General features: G+C 41.6%; 18 protein-coding genes. 9 read left to right on the forward strand and 9 right to left on the reverse strand.

Annotated elements, in window-relative coordinates:
- Window positions 1-20: 20 nt before the first annotated feature.
- A complete protein-coding gene (locus QZ407_RS02235) occupies window positions 21-1,493 on the reverse strand; it encodes a pseudouridine synthase (RefSeq protein ID WP_295767431.1) in 1,473 nt (490 codons plus the stop codon).
- A gap of 231 nt (window positions 1,494-1,724) precedes the next feature.
- Here QZ407_RS02235 and QZ407_RS02240 point away from each other — a divergent pair, with 231 nt between their 5' ends.
- The 4 genes from QZ407_RS02240 (at window position 1,725) to QZ407_RS02255 (ending at window position 8,057) form a co-directional block, all read left to right on the forward strand.
- The gene (locus QZ407_RS02240; RefSeq protein WP_295767432.1) at window positions 1,725-2,489 is read left to right on the forward strand and encodes a lytic transglycosylase domain-containing protein; all 765 of its coding nucleotides are present in this window, start codon (window positions 1,725-1,727) and stop codon (window positions 2,487-2,489) included.
- Between the two features lie 151 nt (window positions 2,490-2,640).
- The gene (uvrA, locus tag QZ407_RS02245) at window positions 2,641-5,487 is read left to right on the forward strand and encodes an excinuclease ABC subunit UvrA (RefSeq protein ID WP_295767433.1); all 2,847 of its coding nucleotides are present in this window, start codon (window positions 2,641-2,643) and stop codon (window positions 5,485-5,487) included.
- A gap of 95 nt (window positions 5,488-5,582) precedes the next feature.
- Window positions 5,583-6,506, forward strand: a complete 924-nt coding sequence (locus QZ407_RS02250; protein WP_295767434.1) for a DUF6624 domain-containing protein — start codon at window positions 5,583-5,585, stop codon at window positions 6,504-6,506.
- A gap of 42 nt (window positions 6,507-6,548) precedes the next feature.
- Complete coding sequence (locus QZ407_RS02255; protein ID WP_295767435.1) at window positions 6,549-8,057, forward strand: NAD(P)H-hydrate dehydratase; 1,509 nt, start codon at window positions 6,549-6,551, stop codon at window positions 8,055-8,057.
- Between the two features lie 205 nt (window positions 8,058-8,262).
- On the opposite strand, the gene QZ407_RS02260 is transcribed toward QZ407_RS02255, so the two are convergent.
- The 6 genes from QZ407_RS02260 to QZ407_RS02285 form a co-directional block, all read right to left on the reverse strand.
- The gene (locus QZ407_RS02260) at window positions 8,263-9,105 is read right to left on the reverse strand and encodes an anti-sigma factor (protein WP_295767436.1); all 843 of its coding nucleotides are present in this window, start codon (window positions 9,103-9,105) and stop codon (window positions 8,263-8,265) included.
- A gap of 2 nt (window positions 9,106-9,107) precedes the next feature.
- Window positions 9,108-9,659, reverse strand: coding sequence for an RNA polymerase sigma factor (locus QZ407_RS02265; protein WP_157540604.1), 552 nt, complete (start codon window positions 9,657-9,659; stop codon window positions 9,108-9,110).
- A gap of 33 nt (window positions 9,660-9,692) precedes the next feature.
- Entirely contained in the window at window positions 9,693-10,571 is an 879-nt protein-coding gene (lipA, locus tag QZ407_RS02270; protein ID WP_295767437.1) for a lipoyl synthase, read from the reverse strand.
- 133 nt (window positions 10,572-10,704) lie between these two features.
- Window positions 10,705-11,034, reverse strand: a complete 330-nt coding sequence (gene ytxJ, locus QZ407_RS02275; protein WP_295767438.1) for a bacillithiol system redox-active protein YtxJ — start codon at window positions 11,032-11,034, stop codon at window positions 10,705-10,707.
- Between the two features lie 223 nt (window positions 11,035-11,257).
- Window positions 11,258-11,752 carry a 6,7-dimethyl-8-ribityllumazine synthase gene (ribH, locus tag QZ407_RS02280; RefSeq protein WP_295767439.1) on the reverse strand — a complete coding sequence of 165 codons (495 nt, stop codon included), beginning with the start codon at window positions 11,750-11,752 and terminating at the stop codon, window positions 11,258-11,260.
- Window positions 11,753-11,802: 50 nt separating this feature from the next.
- Complete coding sequence (locus tag QZ407_RS02285; protein WP_157540608.1) at window positions 11,803-12,480, reverse strand: tetratricopeptide repeat protein; 678 nt, start codon at window positions 12,478-12,480, stop codon at window positions 11,803-11,805.
- A 142-nt stretch (window positions 12,481-12,622) separates the two neighbouring features.
- Between QZ407_RS02285 and QZ407_RS02290 the strand changes: the two genes are divergently transcribed.
- Together QZ407_RS02290 and QZ407_RS02295 are read left to right on the forward strand one after the other, a co-directional pair.
- A complete protein-coding gene (locus QZ407_RS02290) occupies window positions 12,623-13,723 on the forward strand; it encodes a DNA replication/repair protein RecF (RefSeq protein ID WP_295767440.1) in 1,101 nt (366 codons plus the stop codon).
- 84 nt (window positions 13,724-13,807) lie between these two features.
- Window positions 13,808-14,098, forward strand: coding sequence for a DUF721 domain-containing protein (locus tag QZ407_RS02295; protein WP_157540610.1), 291 nt, complete (start codon window positions 13,808-13,810; stop codon window positions 14,096-14,098).
- On the opposite strand, the gene QZ407_RS02300 is transcribed toward QZ407_RS02295, so the two are convergent.
- Entirely contained in the window at window positions 14,085-14,288 is a 204-nt protein-coding gene (locus tag QZ407_RS02300) for a hypothetical protein (protein WP_157540611.1), read from the reverse strand. The two genes, QZ407_RS02295 and QZ407_RS02300, sit on opposite strands and share 14 nt — an antisense overlap.
- 146 nt (window positions 14,289-14,434) lie before the next feature.
- The gene (locus QZ407_RS02305) at window positions 14,435-14,854 is read right to left on the reverse strand and encodes a nucleoside-diphosphate kinase (RefSeq protein WP_295767441.1); all 420 of its coding nucleotides are present in this window, start codon (window positions 14,852-14,854) and stop codon (window positions 14,435-14,437) included.
- A gap of 119 nt (window positions 14,855-14,973) precedes the next feature.
- Between QZ407_RS02305 and QZ407_RS02310 the strand changes: the two genes are divergently transcribed.
- The 3 genes from QZ407_RS02310 to QZ407_RS02320 all read left to right on the forward strand — a co-directional run bounded on the left by QZ407_RS02310 (window position 14,974) and on the right by QZ407_RS02320 (window position 18,104).
- Window positions 14,974-15,984, forward strand: a complete 1,011-nt coding sequence (locus QZ407_RS02310; RefSeq protein ID WP_295767442.1) for a DHH family phosphoesterase — start codon at window positions 14,974-14,976, stop codon at window positions 15,982-15,984.
- Between the two features lie 7 nt (window positions 15,985-15,991).
- Window positions 15,992-16,966: an FKBP-type peptidyl-prolyl cis-trans isomerase gene (locus QZ407_RS02315; RefSeq protein ID WP_295767443.1), complete on the forward strand. Its 975-nt coding sequence runs from the start codon at window positions 15,992-15,994 to the stop codon at window positions 16,964-16,966.
- A 109-nt stretch (window positions 16,967-17,075) separates the two neighbouring features.
- Window positions 17,076-18,104, forward strand: coding sequence for an FKBP-type peptidyl-prolyl cis-trans isomerase (locus QZ407_RS02320; RefSeq protein WP_295767444.1), 1,029 nt, complete (start codon window positions 17,076-17,078; stop codon window positions 18,102-18,104).
- Window positions 18,105-18,112 lie beyond the last annotated feature (8 nt).

Here is an 18,112-nt window from a genome sequence, read left to right on the forward strand (position 1 = left end):
ATTGTACAGATAGATTGTTATTAAGCTTTAACCAAATGCTTTAATTGAATTATTTCTTTTTCTTCGAGGAATCTCCAGCGCCCGCGTGGTAAATCTTTTTTGGTAAGATTTGCATAAATAGTGCGGTCGAGCTTTACCACTTCATAACCCAGGTGTTCAAAAATACGACGAACAATACGGTTTTTGCCGCTATGAATTTGGATGCCAACCTCACGTTTGGTTCCACCTTGCACATAGCTTACCATATCTGGTTTAATAAAGCCATCTTCCAGCTCTAAACCATACTCAATTTTATTAAGGTCGCCCTGGGTTAAACTTTTATTAAGTTCAACCTGGTATATTTTAGTAATGCTATTGCGTGGGTGCGAAAGCTTGTCGGCCAGTTCGCCATCGTTAGTCATTAGTATTAAGCCTGTTGTGTTTCGGTCCAGCCTGCCTACAGGGTAAATGCGCTCTTTGCTTGCCTTGTCAACCAGGTGCATAACGGTGCGGCGCTCCTGTGGGTCATCAGTAGTGGTAATGTAATCCTTAGGTTTGTTAAGTAATACATAAACCATTTTCTCGCGCTTCAAAGTTTCACCATTGTAGCGTATCACATCTTTTGATGGATCAACCTTATGGCCTAACTCTGATACTACCTCGCCATTTACCGATACCACCCCCGCGGTAATAAGTTCATCAGCCTTACGGCGCGAGCAAATACCTGCATTTGATATATAACGGTTAAGACGTATTAAATGACTGTCGTCGTTTTCTGAAGTTTTTTTGTTGCGGCCCCTTAAGTTCGTTTTAGAGCGGTCTTCGTTAAAATCCTCGGTAGAATTTTTACGGTAGCTTGATGACCTTTCTCCCGATTGCTCCCGGCGTTCACGAAAAGGTTTGTTACGCTCATCATTGCCGCTTTTACGGAAGTTTGAAGATCTTTCGCCTGATTGTTCGCGGCGTTCGCGGAATGGTTTGTTACCATTGTCATCACCCGCTGGTTTATCAGCCCAGGTGCGGCTACTACCTACAGCACGGTTAAATTTCTTTTCGCCACCTTCGCTTTGCTCACCTGTGCGTGATTTAAAGTTGCTTCTATCGCCACCTTTAAAGTCACCGCCTGTGCTTTTTCTAAATGGCCTGTCGGTGCTGCTGCCACGGCTTTCGCTATTGCGCTTAAACGGACGGTCAGCACCTGTGCTTTCGCCACGGTTGCTGCGGTCGCCAAACGGTTTTTTTCCGGCGGTAGAGCCGAAGCTCCTTTTTGGCCTGTCATCTGCGTTAAAACCACCTGATGAAGTTTTGCGTCCTGCTGTAAACGGTTTTTTGTCGCCATCGGTACCGAACCTTTTTTTAGGTGCGCCATCGTCTGATTTTTTGAAACCTGAATTAGCATTACGTGTACGCGGTGAAGAGCTGTTTCGTGGTTCGTGGCCACTGCCGCCGGTGCGCCTGCCGGCTGATTTGTTGGACTTGTCGTCGCGACTGTTCCCTGGTTTTTTGAATACCATATTTTTTTGTTAAAGCTTTAAAAGCGGGGAGCAAAGGTACGAAAAATTGCCTTATTGCAAAAAAAGTTTCCACATGCGAAATCGGCGTTTAAACACCCGTCAACCCATTGTTTTCACATTTTTTCCACATCGCTCAAAACACTAAGCAGGCCTAAGTGTTTGATTGTGTGATATGTTTTATACCTTTGCGCCACACATTTACCTGTGTATTGTTGAACTAAATTAAATTGAATGATTAAAAATCACCTCATTACGTGCTCCGTAATATGTGTGCTGTTTATCATTTCAAGGCTCTTTGTTTTCAGTGTTGATCACAAAGAGGAATTGAAAAGCAGTCCTGTTCTTTTCAACGTTTTTGAAACCAAAAAAGTTGAAGAGAAACCAAATTTAAACTTTGCCGACGAGAAAGTGCCGGTGAAAAACGTTAAAGTAAAACGCAAGATCAGCTACTCCATTTGGAAGCATAGCCGATACACCTCTCAAGCCAAACAACTGCAGGCTCAGGCCGCAAAATGGTTTCCGATGATTGTACCCATTTTGCAGGTTTATGGTATCCCCGAAGATTTTAAATATATTCCTTTACTGGAATCGGGTTTTCAAAAACATGTGCGTTCGCCGCGAGGCGCAGCAGGTATATGGCAATTTATGCCTGGTACCGCACGTCAGTACGGTCTTAAGGTTGGACACGGCAAAGATGAACGCCTGAACAACCGTAAAGCTACTATTGCCGCCTGCAAGTACATTAAAGACTTATATGATGAAATGGGTAGCTGGACGCTGGCTGCAGCGGCTTACAACGCCGGTTCGCCGCGTATGCACAAGGCAATTAACCGCAAAAACGGCGGCAACTATTTCTTTATGCACCTTAACCGCGAAACGGGCATGTACGTTTACAACCTTGTAGCCATGAAAGAGGTTATGGATAAGGAAATAGAGGAAAACTATGGCCCTATGATGGCTAACATAGTACCTGCCGACACATTGTCATTAAACTAAAATATTTAGTAATTACGGAGCAAGCGAGGCCTGTATGCATTGTGCATGCAGGCCTTTTTTAGTATATTTGCGGCTCGTTTTTAGATAATTATACACGGCCAAAAAACTTAGCGGCCGTTTACAAGTTACATACTTGTTGTTTAAAAAATTTATGGCTGAAAAAACAATTGACCTGGGCGAACAAAGTGAAGTAGAGGTATACGGGGCCCGGGTGCATAATCTTAAAAATATTGATGTTTCATTTCCGCGTAACCAGCTGGTGGTGGTAACCGGGTTGAGCGGCAGCGGTAAATCATCGTTGGCTTTTGATACTATTTACGCCGAAGGGCAACGCCGTTACATGGAAACTTTTTCGGCCTACTCGCGCCAGTTTATGGGCGGTATGGAGCGGCCCGATGTTGATAAGGTATCAGGCTTGAGTCCGGTTATTGCCATTGAGCAAAAAACAACCAGTAAAAACCCACGCTCAACAGTAGGTACCATTACCGAGATATATGATTTTATGCGCTTGCTATATGCCCGTGCCGGTGAGGCATACTCATATGTAAGCGGGCAAAAAATGGAGCGCATGAGCGAAGATCAGATTATGCGCACCATTGCCGAAAAATTTGACGGGCAGCCGGTAAATATTCTGGCACCGGTGGTGAAAGGCCGTAAGGGTCATTACCGCGAATTATTTGAGCAAATACGCAAGCAAGGTTACCTGAAAGTATATGTTGATGGCAACATTATGGATGTTGAGCCTAAAATGCAGGTAGACCGTTATAAAATTCATGATATTGATATTGTAGTTGACCGTTTGGTGGTTAGCGAAAAAGACAGCAAGCGTTTACATACTTCGATACAATCGGCACTTAAAACAGCTAAAGGCATTATACGTATTGCCGATAAGGACAACAATGTATCTTATTTTAGCAAGTTTTTAATGGATCCGGTTTCGGGTATTTCTTATGATGAGCCGCAGCCCAATACATTTTCATTTAACTCGCCTTATGGCGCCTGTGATAAGTGCGATGGCTTAGGTTATATTTTTGTTGTAGATGAGTCATCAGTTATACCAAACCCAAAACTGAGTATTATTAACGGCGGTTTGGCGCCCCTTGGCGAGTACCGCGAAACCTGGGTTTTTCAGGTGTTAAAAGCTTTAGGTAAAAAGTATGATTTCTCTTTATCAGTGCCTATTGAAAAAATTCCACGCGAAAAGCTGGACATTATATTAAACGGCTCACAGGAAATTATTTCTGTTGCTGTTGAATACAATAAATGGAACGTTCAAAATTACCAGGTTACTTTTGATGGTATCATCCGTATGCTTGAAGAGCAGCAAGAACGCAAAAGCGAGGATGTATCAGACGATTTAGAAGCTTACCGCACGTTAAAGGTTTGTCCCGTTTGCGAAGGCGCAAGACTTAAAAAGGAGTCATTACACTTTAAGGTTAGCGAGAAGAATATTTTCGAGCTGGCTACAATGGATATACGCACCCTGCAAGATTGGTTTGTAGGTATTGAAGACAGGCTTAGCGAGCGTCAAAACGTCATAGCACGAGAGATACTTAAAGAAATTCGGGCACGCATTGGCTTTTTGCTTGATGTAGGCTTAAGCTATTTAACGCTTGACCGTACGGCGCGTACCCTATCGGGCGGTGAGGCGCAGCGCATACGTTTAGCTACGCAAATTGGCTCGCAGCTAATGAATGTAATGTACATTTTAGATGAGCCAAGCATAGGTCTGCACCAGCGCGATAATGATCGCCTTATCAACGCACTAAAAAACCTGCGCGATTTAGGTAACACAGTGTTGGTTGTTGAGCATGATAAAGACATGATACTTGAGGCCGACTACGTTATTGATATGGGGCCTGCAGCAGGCGTGCATGGTGGTACTGTAGTTGCCGAGGGTACACCGCAGCAGTTAATGGCTATGCATACACTCACTACATCATATATTAATGGTGAACGGGAAATAGCCATACCAAAACAACGCCGTAAGGGTAACGGTAAATCTGTAACCCTTAAAAAGGCTACAGGGCATAACCTTAAAAAGGTAACGGTAGAGTTTCCGTTGGGAAAGCTTATAGGTATAACAGGCGTATCGGGTAGTGGTAAATCAAGTTTAATTACCGAAACGCTGTACCCTATTCTGAATCATCACTTTTTCAGGGCTAAAAAGCAGCCGCTACCTTATGACAAGGTTGAAGGACTCGAAAATATTGATAAGGTTATTGAGATAGACCAAACGCCAATTGGCCGCACGCCGCGCTCAAATCCGGCTACTTATACTGGTGTATTCTCGGATATCCGGGCTTTGTACGTGCAATTGCCCGAATCAAAGATACGTGGTTATAAACCGGGCCGCTTTTCGTTCAACGTAAAGGGTGGCCGTTGTGAAACCTGCCAGGGCGCCGGTATGAAGGTTATTGAAATGAACTTTTTGCCCGATGTGCAGGTGCCTTGCGAAGAATGTGGTGGTAAACGTTACAACCGCGAAACTCTTGAAGTGCGCTATCGTGGCAAATCCATCAGTGATGTGCTCGATATGAGTATTGAGGATGCCACAGCATTTTTTGAGCATATCCCGGCCATCTATCGTAAGGTGAAAACATTAAATGATGTTGGTTTGGGCTACATCACGTTAGGGCAGTCATCCTTAACATTATCAGGCGGTGAGGCACAGCGTGTAAAGTTGTCAACCGAGTTGTCTAAAAAAGATACCGGAAACACATTTTATATTCTTGATGAGCCTACTACAGGTTTACACTTTGAAGATATTAACGTACTGTTAGGCGTATTGCAACAATTGGTTGATAAAGGCAATACCGTACTGGTGATTGAACATAACCTCGATGTAATTAAAGTAGTTGACCACGTAATTGACCTTGGTCCGGAAGGTGGTTCGGGAGGTGGACAAATTTTGTACAAAGGTACACCCGAAGGTTTGTGCAAAGTTAAAGAAAGCTTTACTGGTAAATTCCTGGCTAAGGAGATGGGTGTAAAATAGAGAAAGAAGTTAGAGACAGGAACCAGGACAAAATATGTAGAGGCACAATAATTTGTGCCTCTTTTTGTTTAATTTGCTTATCACAGTTTTACACGATGAAATATTTATACATCTGTTTTCTATTACTAGCTTTTTCTGCCAAAGCACAACAAGCAACTTACACAGCACTAATTTCTAAAGCCGACTCCTTATATCAGGCTAAAAATTATAAAGCCTCGGCGTGGGCTTATTCTTCTGCTTTTAAAAGTAACAAGTGGCAAGGGCTTATAAATGATCGTTACAATGCTGCCTGCGCCTGGGCACTTGCAAATTATACGGATAGTGCCTTTACTAATTTACAGCGTGTAGTTTATATAGGTGGCTACCATAACTACCAGCATATTACGCAAGACACTGACTTAACCTCGTTATATGCCGATAAACGTTGGCCTAAATTACTTAAGCAGGTAAAGTTAAATGAGCAAGAGGTTGAAAAAAAACTCAATAAACCTTTGGTAAAAGAACTTACCGGTATTTATAACGATGATCAGTCGTACCGGTTGAAACTGGATTCGGTAGGTAAGAAATACGGACGCAATTCTAAAGAACTAAAGGATTTGTGGTCCACCATCCAGCAAAAAGATTCTATTAATTTATCAAAAGTAAAAGCAATTCTAGATGATCATGGTTGGCTTGGAGCTGATGTTGTAGGCGATAAAGGCAATTTAACCTTGTTTTTGGTAATTCAGCATGCCGATATTAAAACGCAGGAAAAGTATCTTCCTATGCTGCGAGCAGCCGTTAAGGAAGGCAAGGCACACCCGGCAAACCTGGCTTTACTTGAAGACCGAGTTGCTATACGCCAAGGTAAAAAGCAAATTTACGGTAGCCAAATTTCAATTGATAAAACCGGCAAAGCCACTATTGATCCTATTGATGATGAACCTAACGTAAATAAGCGTAGGGCTGCAGTTGGCTTGCAACCGCTGGAGGACTATGTTAAACAATGGGGAATTGAGTATCATCTACCAGCCAATTAGCACTGGTTGCAAACAAAAGCGCGTAACTCATCTTAACAAGTTATGCTACCATTACTTACTGCACAACAAATTCGCGAAGCCGATGCTTACACCATAGCTCATGAGCCCATAAGCTCCGTTGATTTAATGGAGCGCGCCTCTAAAGCTTTTGTAAGTTGGTTCGTAAATCATTTTCCTGATAAGCATGAAGCTATATCAGTTTACTGTGGTACCGGAAATAATGGTGGAGATGGACTGGCTATTGCCCGTTTGCTTTTTGAGCATGATTACAGGCGAATCAACGTTAAAATTGCGCGTTATTCAACCAGGTCAACAGCAGATTTTGACATTAACTTGCAAAGACTGCAAGCCATGCAAATTCCCTTAATTGAATTATCCGAGTCGGAAACCTCACCACAAGAAAACGCCGATATACTTATTGATGCCTTATTAGGAAGCGGGTTGAATAAACCGTTAGATGGTAGTTTTAAGGCTTTGGTTGATCACCTTAACAGCTTAAGCAAATGTGTAGTAGCAGTAGATGTTCCTACCGGATTTTATACCGATGGAGTAGTAGAGTTGGAGGGGGGCGCACTAAAATCCAATTTGGTGATCACTTTCCAGCAACCTAAAATAAACTTTTTGCTACCCGAATCTGGTGCATACGTTGACTGCTGGGAAGCGGTTAACATTGGACTGGATACCAAGTTTATCCGTTCGCTGCAATCGCCTTATCAAATGGTTGAGGACAAGGATATCCAAAGCATACTTAAGCCGCGAACGAGATTTAGCCATAAAGGCACTTTTGGACATGCCTTAATTATTGCTGGGCAGGCCAAAACAATGGGTGCTGCATTACTATCCTCATCAGCGTGCGTGTATGCAGGCGCAGGGTTAACCACAGCATGTGTACCTGAGGCTGGTTTAACCGCGCTAAACAGTTATCAGGCTGAAGTAATGGCCATTGTAAGAAACGAATATCAGTTGCCTGATTTAGAGCTGGAAAAGTTAAAGGCAATTGCTATTGGGCCTGGATTAGGCACAGGCGATGATGCTTTGGCTTTGTTGCAACATGTAATTACAGATTACCAAAAGCCGTTAGTGATAGATGCAGATGGACTAAACTTATTGGCCGGTAACACAATACTGCTGAATCAGTTGCCCGCAAAAAGTATTATTACACCACACATGAAAGAGTTTGACCGCTTGTTTGGCAATCACACAAGTTGGTGGCAACGCTTACAAACCATGCGGCAAAAAGCAAGTGAACTTGATATCTATATCGTTTTAAAAAACAGTTACACCATCACCGGAACCCCAGAAGGGCAACTATATTTTAACTCAAGCAGTAATGCCGCAATGGCGGTAGGCGGTATGGGCGACGTTTTGACGGGAATTATAACGGCTTTGCTAGCGCAAGGCTACAGCCCTTTGGAAGCTTGTTTAGCAGGAGTATACCTGCATGGCCGTGCCGGCGATGAGCTTGCACTGCCTGATAAATTAAATGTTGTATTGCCGGGGCAGGTTGCTGCACGTGTACCTGCAACAATAGCTAAGCTGATGCAAAAATAAAAGGGCTACATGTATTTGAATGTAACCCTTTCACTATTAACTGACCTTATAAAGAACAACAAATACTTTTTAAAAGTTATTCATAAGACGCGGTCAAATGTAAATAGTTACACAAAATTCAATCAAAATTTTATTTTATCTGCGAAGCTTAAAAACTTGGATTTGAAATTAAATATTGATTTATATAATTTACTAAAATAAAATTCTATAAACTGGCTATTACAACCATTTGCTCCATAGTTGGGTTTGAGCTTCCTCCCCTTGGTTCAATTGTAACAGCAAAAGCCTGTGCTGTGCTTACTGATTTCATAAGCTGCATATCAGCATTATCGGTAAGAGCTCCATCAAACACGCCAAGATCAACCGGTTTTTGATCTACAATTGCCCACAATTGGTATTGCTGATCTTTGTTGGTTTCCGGAAGTTTAACACTCTTTAAATCAACCATAACCTTTTTACGTGTTGCACTCCAGGCAACAGTAAGTGCACTGTTAGGCGCTTTAGCCGTTCCCTTTAATTGAATAAGTTTGAAAGACGGATCGCGGAACACACTGATTTCATCCTGCATGAAGCTTACCTGATTGGCAAACTTTTGATTGCTTTGCGCTAAAGTGATTAACTGCTGCTGCGATTGACGTAAGCGGCTGTATAAAATTGCCGTAGCGGCAATGCTTGCGCATAATAAAAGCAAACTTGCTGCAAAACCATATTTGTAAAATACACTTACAGTAGGCTTGGCTGCAGACGCGGCATTCATTTTTCTTACAGTAGCTTCTTCATGCCTGTTTGTTACAGTCTTTAAATTTCTGTCGTCGGCTAAGTTGGTAAGTAAACTGTTTAAAACACGGTCGCGTAATACGGGAGAGGGTTCTGTTTGGTGAAGATCTGCGTAAAGGTAAGCTGCCTTTTCAATTTCCTGAAGTTCGGCTTTAACTAAGGGGTGTTTTTGAACCATAGCTTGTACCTGCAGCTTTTCTTCTGTGCTCAAATCGCCCAGAACATAAAGCTCCAAAATACCCGATTCTATATATTCCCTTGTCTCTTCCACTTTTAGTTAAAATGCTTACGTAATTGCTGTATTGCCATACGCAGGCGGGTTTTAATGGTTCCTAACGGCATACCCAGCTCATCAGCAGCTTCGGTATGTGTGTAACCTTTAAAATAAATCAAATCAAGTACTGATTTTTGCTCGGGTCTCAGCGTATTAATCAAATCCTTTACACCCAGCAGCTCAGGCTTATAAACCGTGCTGTTGTTTTGATCAATATAACCTACGTTATTTTCGAGCTCCTGGTTTTTAAATTGATTACGAAAATCTTTCGATCTTATTTTATCAATTGCAAGATTGCGTGCAATATTCACAATCCAGGTAAACAGCCTGCCTTTTTCGGCGCTGTAGCTGGCGGCAGAATGCCAAATTTTAACAAAAGTTTCCTGTAAAACGTCTTCGGCTGTCGACGTATCATTAACAATGCGTACAATCACCCCGTAAAGTGCTGCAGAATACATATCATACAATGCTTCAGCGCCTATTTTATCATGGCGCTGAAGTGCTGAAACAAGTTCTTCTTCAGTAAGGGTAATTCTATGCTTTTTGGCCAAAGTGCAGTAAATATAAAATATTATACCACAACATTATAAATCAAACAAATGTTTTTCAGCATGGTAAGATGAGCGTACAAGGGGTCCGCTCTCTACATACTTAAAGCCCATTTGCAGGCCTACCTCTTTATAATAGTTAAATTGCTCGGGTGTAACCCAATCAATTACCGGGTGGTGGTTACGGGTTGGTTGAAGGTACTGGCCCAGTGTTAATATATGCACTCCGGCATTATATAAGTCCTGCATTGCTTCCAGCACATCTTCTTGCTGCTCGCCCAAACCAAGCATTATGCCCGATTTTGTACGTAAGCCGGCAGCAGATATCTGACTAAGACATTCCAGGCTACGGTCATATTTGGCTTGTATACGTACTTCGCGGGTTAAGCGGCGTACGGTTTCAAGATTATGAGATACTACTTCGGGGCGTACCTCCAATACACGGGCAAGGTTATCCCAGTTTCCTTTAAAATCTGGTAAAAGCGTTTCTAAAGTAGTTTCGGGACTTTCCCTACGTATGGCATTGATGGTTTCGGCCCATATAATTGATCCTCCATCTTTAAGGTCATCCCTGTCTACCGAGGTAATTACACAGTGTTTAACCTGCATAAGTTTAACCGATGTTGCTACACGGTTTGGTTCATCCATGTCAACCGCTAATGGACGGCCTGTGGCTACGGCGCAAAATGAACATGAGCGCGTGCAAATATTACCCAATATCATGAACGTTGCAGTACCGGCACCCCAGCACTCACCCATGTTTGGGCAATTACCGCTTTCGCAAATGGTATGCAGCTTGTGGGTATCAACCAAACTACGTACATGTGCATACTCTTTACCAACAGGCAGTTTAACCCTAAGCCAATCGGGCTTACGTTGTACCTGGTTGGCTGGAATTACCGGTAAATCAATCATAATAACAAAAGTAGGGATTTTAGGATAGAAGCAAGAGCCAGGAGTCAAGAAACAAGATTTTTTACAATACATAACCAATACGCCACATCAATTTTGGCTAATGGTTCTTGTTTCTTATCTACTATCTCTGCAGTTATTGTACCATCTCCAGTGTCTCTTCAACCGAGATGCCACCGTGTGATTGGTCAAGTATACACTCGCCGTCTTTAATCAAAAGCAATTGCGGCGATTCATGATGAACTTTAAAATCTGACTCAATTTGATTAGATATTTCGCGAAATTTAATCAGGTCAAGAAAATAAAGCGGAATGCTATCGGGCAGCTGATCCCAGTCAAGTTCAAAACGGCGTTTAGCCATCATGCTTATTGAGCAACGTGTGCTGTGCTTAAAAATAATACTGTAGCCGGGTTGTTGCTTAATACTGCTTAACTGCTCAGCCGAGTCTAATGCCGTCCAGGTCATATTTAAAATTAGTCAATTGTATAACTGTTAGCAAAAATACGCTATCTGTTACAAATGGTTTTCAGCAATTTGTCAAAATATGGCTGTGTTGGTTTAGCGGCGGCGTGAGTTACCGTACGCAGGGCATAATTTATTTGAGCACGATGAGAAGGTGCCGATTAAAGTGGCGGCCAGCAAGGCAATGTAAATTAGCTTTTTCATGTTAACTGCTTAAATCAAATAATTAATCTTGTAACTGTTTGTTAAGGTCAGCCATCTTGATAGCAGTTACAGCAGCTTCAACGCCTTTGTTTCCGTGCTTTCCTCCGGCCCTGTCTTCGGCTTGTTGCTCATTATCAGTGGTTAGTACACCAAATATAACAGGTTTTGAATATTTAATACTAACATTACTTACACCATTTGCTACGGCATTGCAAATAAAGTCGAAATGACGTGTTTCGCCTTGTATAACGCAGCCTAAGCAAATAACGGCATCTAAGTTTTTGTTTTTAAGTAAAATATCGGCCCCTGTTGTTAATTCAAAGCTACCCGGAACAGAATAGGTGAAAATGTTTTCTTCTAACGTGCCGTTATCAACTAAACTCTGGTAAGCACCTTCGTAAAGGGCTCCTGTAATTTTTGCATTCCACTCGGCCACTACAATGCCAAAGCGGTATGCACCCGCGTTGGGTATGGTGGTGTTTGAAAAATCAGAAAGATTTTTAAGCTGTGTAGCCATGCAAAATAATTAATTTGTTAACCGCAGGATGTTATACGTAAAACTATTAATTATTGTTTTGCTTCAACACGAGCAATATAAGCATCAATATTTTGAGCTTCAGTGCTTGCCGGATAGTCGGTTTTTATTTTCTTATAAGCTTCTGCAGCTTCTTTCGCCTTATTAAGTTTTTCGTAAACCAAACCTAATTTTTTAAGGTAAAACGGCGACAAAAATTTGTTATCGGCCTTATCAGCAGCTTGTTTAAAATTGCTTTCTGCTTTATCAAATTCTTTTAGTTCAACATAAGCATCGCCAATACCACCTAGTGCCTCTGCAGATACTACTTTGTCGTTGCTGCTGAAACTGTTAAGATTATCAATGGCTTTGTTATATTCACCTTTGTTAAGGTAAGCAATACCTGCATAGTAATAAGCTAAATTAGCTGCCTTGGTGTTGCTGTAGTTAGAAATGATTTTTTCAAAACCCGGATAGCTGGCATCACCTTTTAAAGCTTTATCCCATTCTTTTTTAGCCCAGTAATCCTGTGCTACATACATTTGGTTTGCAGCTTCAACCTCACGCGGAGCCAGGTACAGTTTTTGGTAGGCAATGTATATGGCTATCAGTGCAATAATAGCTGCACCAATAAATAGTAAACTTTTCTGGTTCTCTCTTACGAAGCCACCTGTTGGTACATGAGTTTTTCTTTCTGGTGCAACGTTGGCATTCACTTCCGTATTTGACATTTCTATGCTAAAATTAAGTTTGCAAAACTACGTTATTCTATTTTTTTATACAATATTAAAAACCGTAAATATTTGTAGCTCTTATTTAAGCGTGTTAAAAGCTCCATTCGTCGGGTTTTAGTGCTAACTTTGAAGCCGCTTTATGTATTTGCAGCAACTATCTGTTATCAATTTTAAAAATTATACCGAGGCCGAATTAACGTTCAGTAGTGGTGTAAATGCGCTTGTTGGTAATAATGGTGCCGGCAAAACCAATATTCTTGATGCTATTCATTACCTCTCGCTTTGTAAAAGCTATTTTAACCCTATTGATAGCCAGCAGATAAAGCAGGGTGCCGACTTCTTTATCATCAACGGCACGTTTGAACGTAACGAGTTGCCCGAAACAGTTGCCTGTTCGGTAAAACGTAATCAAAAGAAAATATTCAAACGCAATAAAAAGGATTATCAGCGCTTGGCCGATCATATAGGTCTTATTCCCCTCGTGATGATTTCGCCGTATGATAGCAGTATCATCATGGAAGGAAGCGAAGAGCGGCGTAAGTTTGTTGACAACGTTATTTCGCAAACAGATAACCATTACCTTGACGAGCTTATTGTTTACAACAAAGTATTGGCTAACCGTAACGCCCTATTAAAGCGTATAGCCGATACAGGTAGGTTTGATCCTGGATTACTCGAAGTTTTGGATGAACAGCTTATAATATCCGGAACAAAAATTTTCAATAAAAGGAAAGCATTTCTCGAAGTTTATACCCAACTGTTTAATCAATATTATCAATTTTTGAGTGAGGATGCGGAGCTGGTTGAGCTAATTTATGATTCGCAGTTACTGCAAAATGATTTTGCAGCACTTTTAAAAAAGGTAATTGAAAAAGACAGGGTGCTGGAGCGTACTACGGCGGGTATTCACCGCGATGATTTGCACTTTAGTGTACACGGTATGCCATTAAAGAAATTTGGCTCGCAGGGGCAGCAAAAGTCTTTTTTGATTGCACTTAAACTTGCGCAGTATGTTTACCTGCAGCAGCAAAAAGGGTTTAAGCCTTTGTTATTGCTTGATGATATTTTTGATAAGCTGGATGATAGCCGTATTACCAAGCTAATGCAGTTGGTGAGCAATAAGGAGTTTGGTCAGGTGTTTATAACCGATGCCAACCCTAAACGAGTTACCAATATTTTTAACAAGATAAAGGTTGAGGTGAAGTTATTTGAGGTAAGCCGGGGAGAGGTTTCCGGTTAATTGTAAGTCTTTAAAAAGTAGTGAGATCGAGAGTGCAGCTTTTAATAAGGTGTTGCTACTTTAAACTATATTTAATTAGAAAACATGCGCAAGCCTAACGATAAATCAATAAAGGAAGCAATTGAGCAAATGCTTAGTGTTTACAAAATAAAGCAGCGGTTTGATGAAACGTCAATGATTGCCGCCTGGCCCGAAATTGTAGGTAAGCCGGTAGCCAACCGTACAAGCGAACTTTTTGTTAATAACAAACGATTGTTTTTGCGTATAGAATCATCAGTAGTAAAAAACGAATTGATGATGATGCGTTCACAAATTATAGAGAAAATCAATGCCCGTGCAGGCAGCGCAATAATAGAAGAAATTATTCTTCTCTAAGCGCGTGACGAACGTGAGCGCCTGGCTTGCTGAAAAGATCATCGCGTATTACAGCATAGATAATTACCAAGGCTGCAGGGATATAGAAAGTAAATTGCACTTCAGGATGCGCCTTAACCAGTGACCAGCTTCCAATTATAAACAACACCACACAAACTGAGTAAATAGCGGCTCTTGATGCTTTCTTCATATTGCTAATATAATAAACACTCTTTTTACCAAGAAAATATTATGCCAGCAGGCTATAAAAAAAGACCAAATTTTACCTTAAGTGAAATTTGGATTTCTTTAAGAGTAAAATTTGGTCTTTTAGCTTGAATTCCTTAAAAGGAAAAATTAAAATTTCTCAAAAGCTGAGAAGAAGAAGCTACCTTCAATAGCAGCATTCTCATCAGAGTCAGAACCGTGAACGGCGTTAGCCTCAATTGATTCTGCATACAGTTTACGAACAGTTCCTTCGTCAGCTTTGCTTGGGTCAGTTGCACCAATAAGGGTACGGAAATCAGCAACAGCGTTTTCTTTTTCTAAAATTGCCGCTACAATAGGGCCTGAAGACATAAAGCCAACAAGATCTTTGTAAAAAGGACGCTCTTTGTGCACAGCATAAAACTCACCTGCTTTTTCAGGGGTTAAATAAGTGTACTTCATAGCAGTAATTTTGAAACCGCCTTTGGTAATGTGGTTTAATATAGCACCTATGTGGCCGTTGCGTACTGCATCTGGCTTAATCATGGTGAAAGTTTTGTTATTTTCCATGTTTGTTTTAAAGTTGCGGCAAAAATAGAGTTTTGTTACTGAAACCTAAAGCTTTTTATAGAATTTGCATGGCGCGTTTTTGATATTATTATTTAGATTTGCACTTCTTTTTTTAGTTGATGTTAGATATAGCCTCGCTTAGCGAATTATTAAACCAGCCCCGCAAAATTGTTATCACCACGCATCATAAACCTGATGGTGATGCTATGGGTTCTTCATTGGGTTTATATAATTACCTGGTGCAGCAAGGGCACCACGCCGTAGTTATAGCACCAACAGATTATCCTGAGTTTTTATGGTGGATGCCGGGTAACGAAGAGGTTATCATCTATACCGAAAAAACCGAAACTGCAGCCCGGTTGATTGCCGAAGCTGAAATTGTTTTCTGCCTCGATTTTAATCATCTGAGTCGTATTAACCAAATGGGTGAACTGGTTGGCGAAAGCAGTGCTGTTAAAGTGATGATTGATCATCACCTTGAGCCGCAGGATTTTGATGACTATCGCTACTGGAATATTAATGCCTGTGCAACTGCCCAGTTGGTTTATAGCTTCATAGTTGAAGAGCTGCAACACCCCGAGCTTATTAATGCCGATGTTGCTACTTGCCTGTATACAGGTATCATGACTGATTCTGCTTCATTCCGTTTGCCAAATACTACTGCTGCGGTGCACCGCATTGTGGCTAACCTTATTGATGCAGGTGCTGTTAACTGGCGCATACACGAGTTGGTATACAGCAATGCTCCTGAAAACAGGCTTAGGTTTTTAGGCTACTGTTTAAGTAACAAGCTCGAAATTTTACGCGAATACAATACGGCCTTAATCAGCGTTACTAAAGAAGAACTTAAAAAATACGAATCAAACACCGGAGATACCGAAGGCATTGTAAATTATGCTTTATCAATAACCGGCATACGGTTAGCGGCCTTTATAGTTGAACGTACTGACATGGTTAAACTATCGTTACGGTCAACAGGCGAGTTCCCGGCAAATGAAATATGTAAAAAGTATTTTAACGGCGGCGGGCACCGGAATGCAGCGGGCGGCCAGTCGGGCAATAGCCTTGAAGAGACTATTCAACAATTTAAACAAATACTACCCGAATACAAAACACTGTTAATTCAATAAACAAACAATGAGAAAAAGTTTAATGTTTTTAACCGCAGCAGCAATTGGCCTGGCCAGCTGTAACAGCGGATTTAAAAAGGGTGACGGCGGTTTGCTGTACACCATTCATGAAGATAAAGAAGGTGCTCCGGTTAAGGAGGGGGATTTTATAAGTGTAAACCTGATTGCTAAAACTGATGCCGATTCGGTACTTTTTAACTCTTATGATCAGGGTAAACCTATGCCTACCTTAATGCCTAAACCACAGTATAAAGGTGATATTTATGCGGGTATAAGCAAGCTGAGCGAAGGTGACAGCGCAACCTTCAAAATCAACACCGACTCAATGTTTAAGGCAAGCCCAACTCCGCGCCCGGCTAACTTAAAAGGTAAATACATTATTTACCAGGTGAAGGTTGTTAAAATTATTCCAAAAGGTAAGCTGAGCGATCAGGTATTTCAGGGTCGTATAACTGATTACTTTAAAGCAGAGTCGGCTAAGCTTAAAGGTGTTGAGCCAGGCAAAATCAGTAAATATATTGCTGCAAACAACATCAAAGCTACCAAAACTTCAACCGGCCTCCAGTATCAAATAACTAAACCAGGCTCAGGCCCAACTATTGCAAAAGGTGATACCGCTGTAGTAAACTACACAGGTAAACTTGTTAGCGGTAAAGTATTTGATACCAGCATCAAAGAAATTGCTCAAAAAGAAAAAACTTATGACGCTAACCGCCCTTACCAGCCTATTCGCATTGCTGTAGGTGCAGGTGCTGTTATACCTGGTTGGGATGAAGGTTTGCAGTTGCTTAACAAGGGTGCTAAAGCTACATTGGTTATACCATCAAGCCTGGCATACGGCGAGCAAGGCTTAGGCCCGGTTCCTCCGTTTGCGCCAATTGTATTTGATGTTGAATTGGTTGACATTGTGCATCCAAAAGCTGGTGCAGCAGCGCCAACTATGCAACTACCTGCACCAACTCAGGCTCCGGCAAAACAATAAAATTTAATATTATACTTTCTCCTCATTGCGAGAAACAATGCAACTGTACGTTTAAAAAACAGCACGGTTGCGTTGTTCCTCGCAATTGATGTATTAGGACATTTACAGAATGAAAAAAGCTTTCTTATTAACGGTTTTTGCAGCGGCATACATTGGTCAGGCTGTTGCACAAGCCAACTATATCAAAACACCTAAAGGGGCATTATACGCTATCTTAAAAGCCGGTGGCGGTGCAAAAATTAAACAGGGTGAGGTAATAACCTTCCAGTTTACACAAAAAAATGATCGCGACTCGCTTTTAGGCAGCTCATACCAAATGGGTAAGCCCGCAATGGTACAGGTGCAGCCCAGCCGTAGCGTTTCTGATTTAATGGAGGTGTTTACAGTGCTTAGTGTTAATGACAGCGCACGTGTACGTATACCAACTGATTCTATTTTTGCAGGGCATGAGGATGGGCGTCCGCCGTTTTTACCAAAAGGCAGCTACCTTAACTTTACTATAAAAGTTGAGAAAACGCAAAGCCTTGATGAGGCTATGGCCGAACGGAATGCTGCTATGGAAAAAGAAAAGACCGAACGCGCAGCCATGGCCGAAAAATTACGCGGTGAAGAGAAAGCAACTTTAGCGAGGTATATAGCCGATAATCAACTTACGCCACAAACCACAACATCCGGCTTAAAATATATTATTACTACTCCATCTGCCGGCAGGAAGCCCGTAAATGGCGATACATTACTGGTCAACTATGCAGGGCGTACCATGGATGGTAAACTATTTGATTCAAGCATTGAAGAGGTAGCAAAAGCCGGAGGCCTTCAGCAACCCGGCCGGAACTATGAGCCTATCAAAGTAGTAGTTGGAGACGGACAAGTGATACGCGGATGGGATGAGGGTTTGTTATTGGTTAACGAAGGCGCAAAAGCCAAATTCATTATCCCATCGGCTTTAGCTTACGGTGAGCGCGGAGCCGGTGCTGATATTAAGCCTTATAGTCCGCTGGTTTTTGATGTTGAGGTTGTAAAGGTAATACCTGGTGTACGCAAGAAGGCCGTTGCTAAGACGGGTGTTAAGCGAGCCCCGGCAAAAAAAGCCACAGGTAAAAGGACTGCAACTAAAAGAAAAGTCACCAAAAAATAATATTGTGC

Origin of the sequence: uncultured Mucilaginibacter sp. (assembly GCF_913773635.1) — a bacterium.
Classification (GTDB): Bacteria; Bacteroidota; Bacteroidia; order Sphingobacteriales; family Sphingobacteriaceae; genus Mucilaginibacter.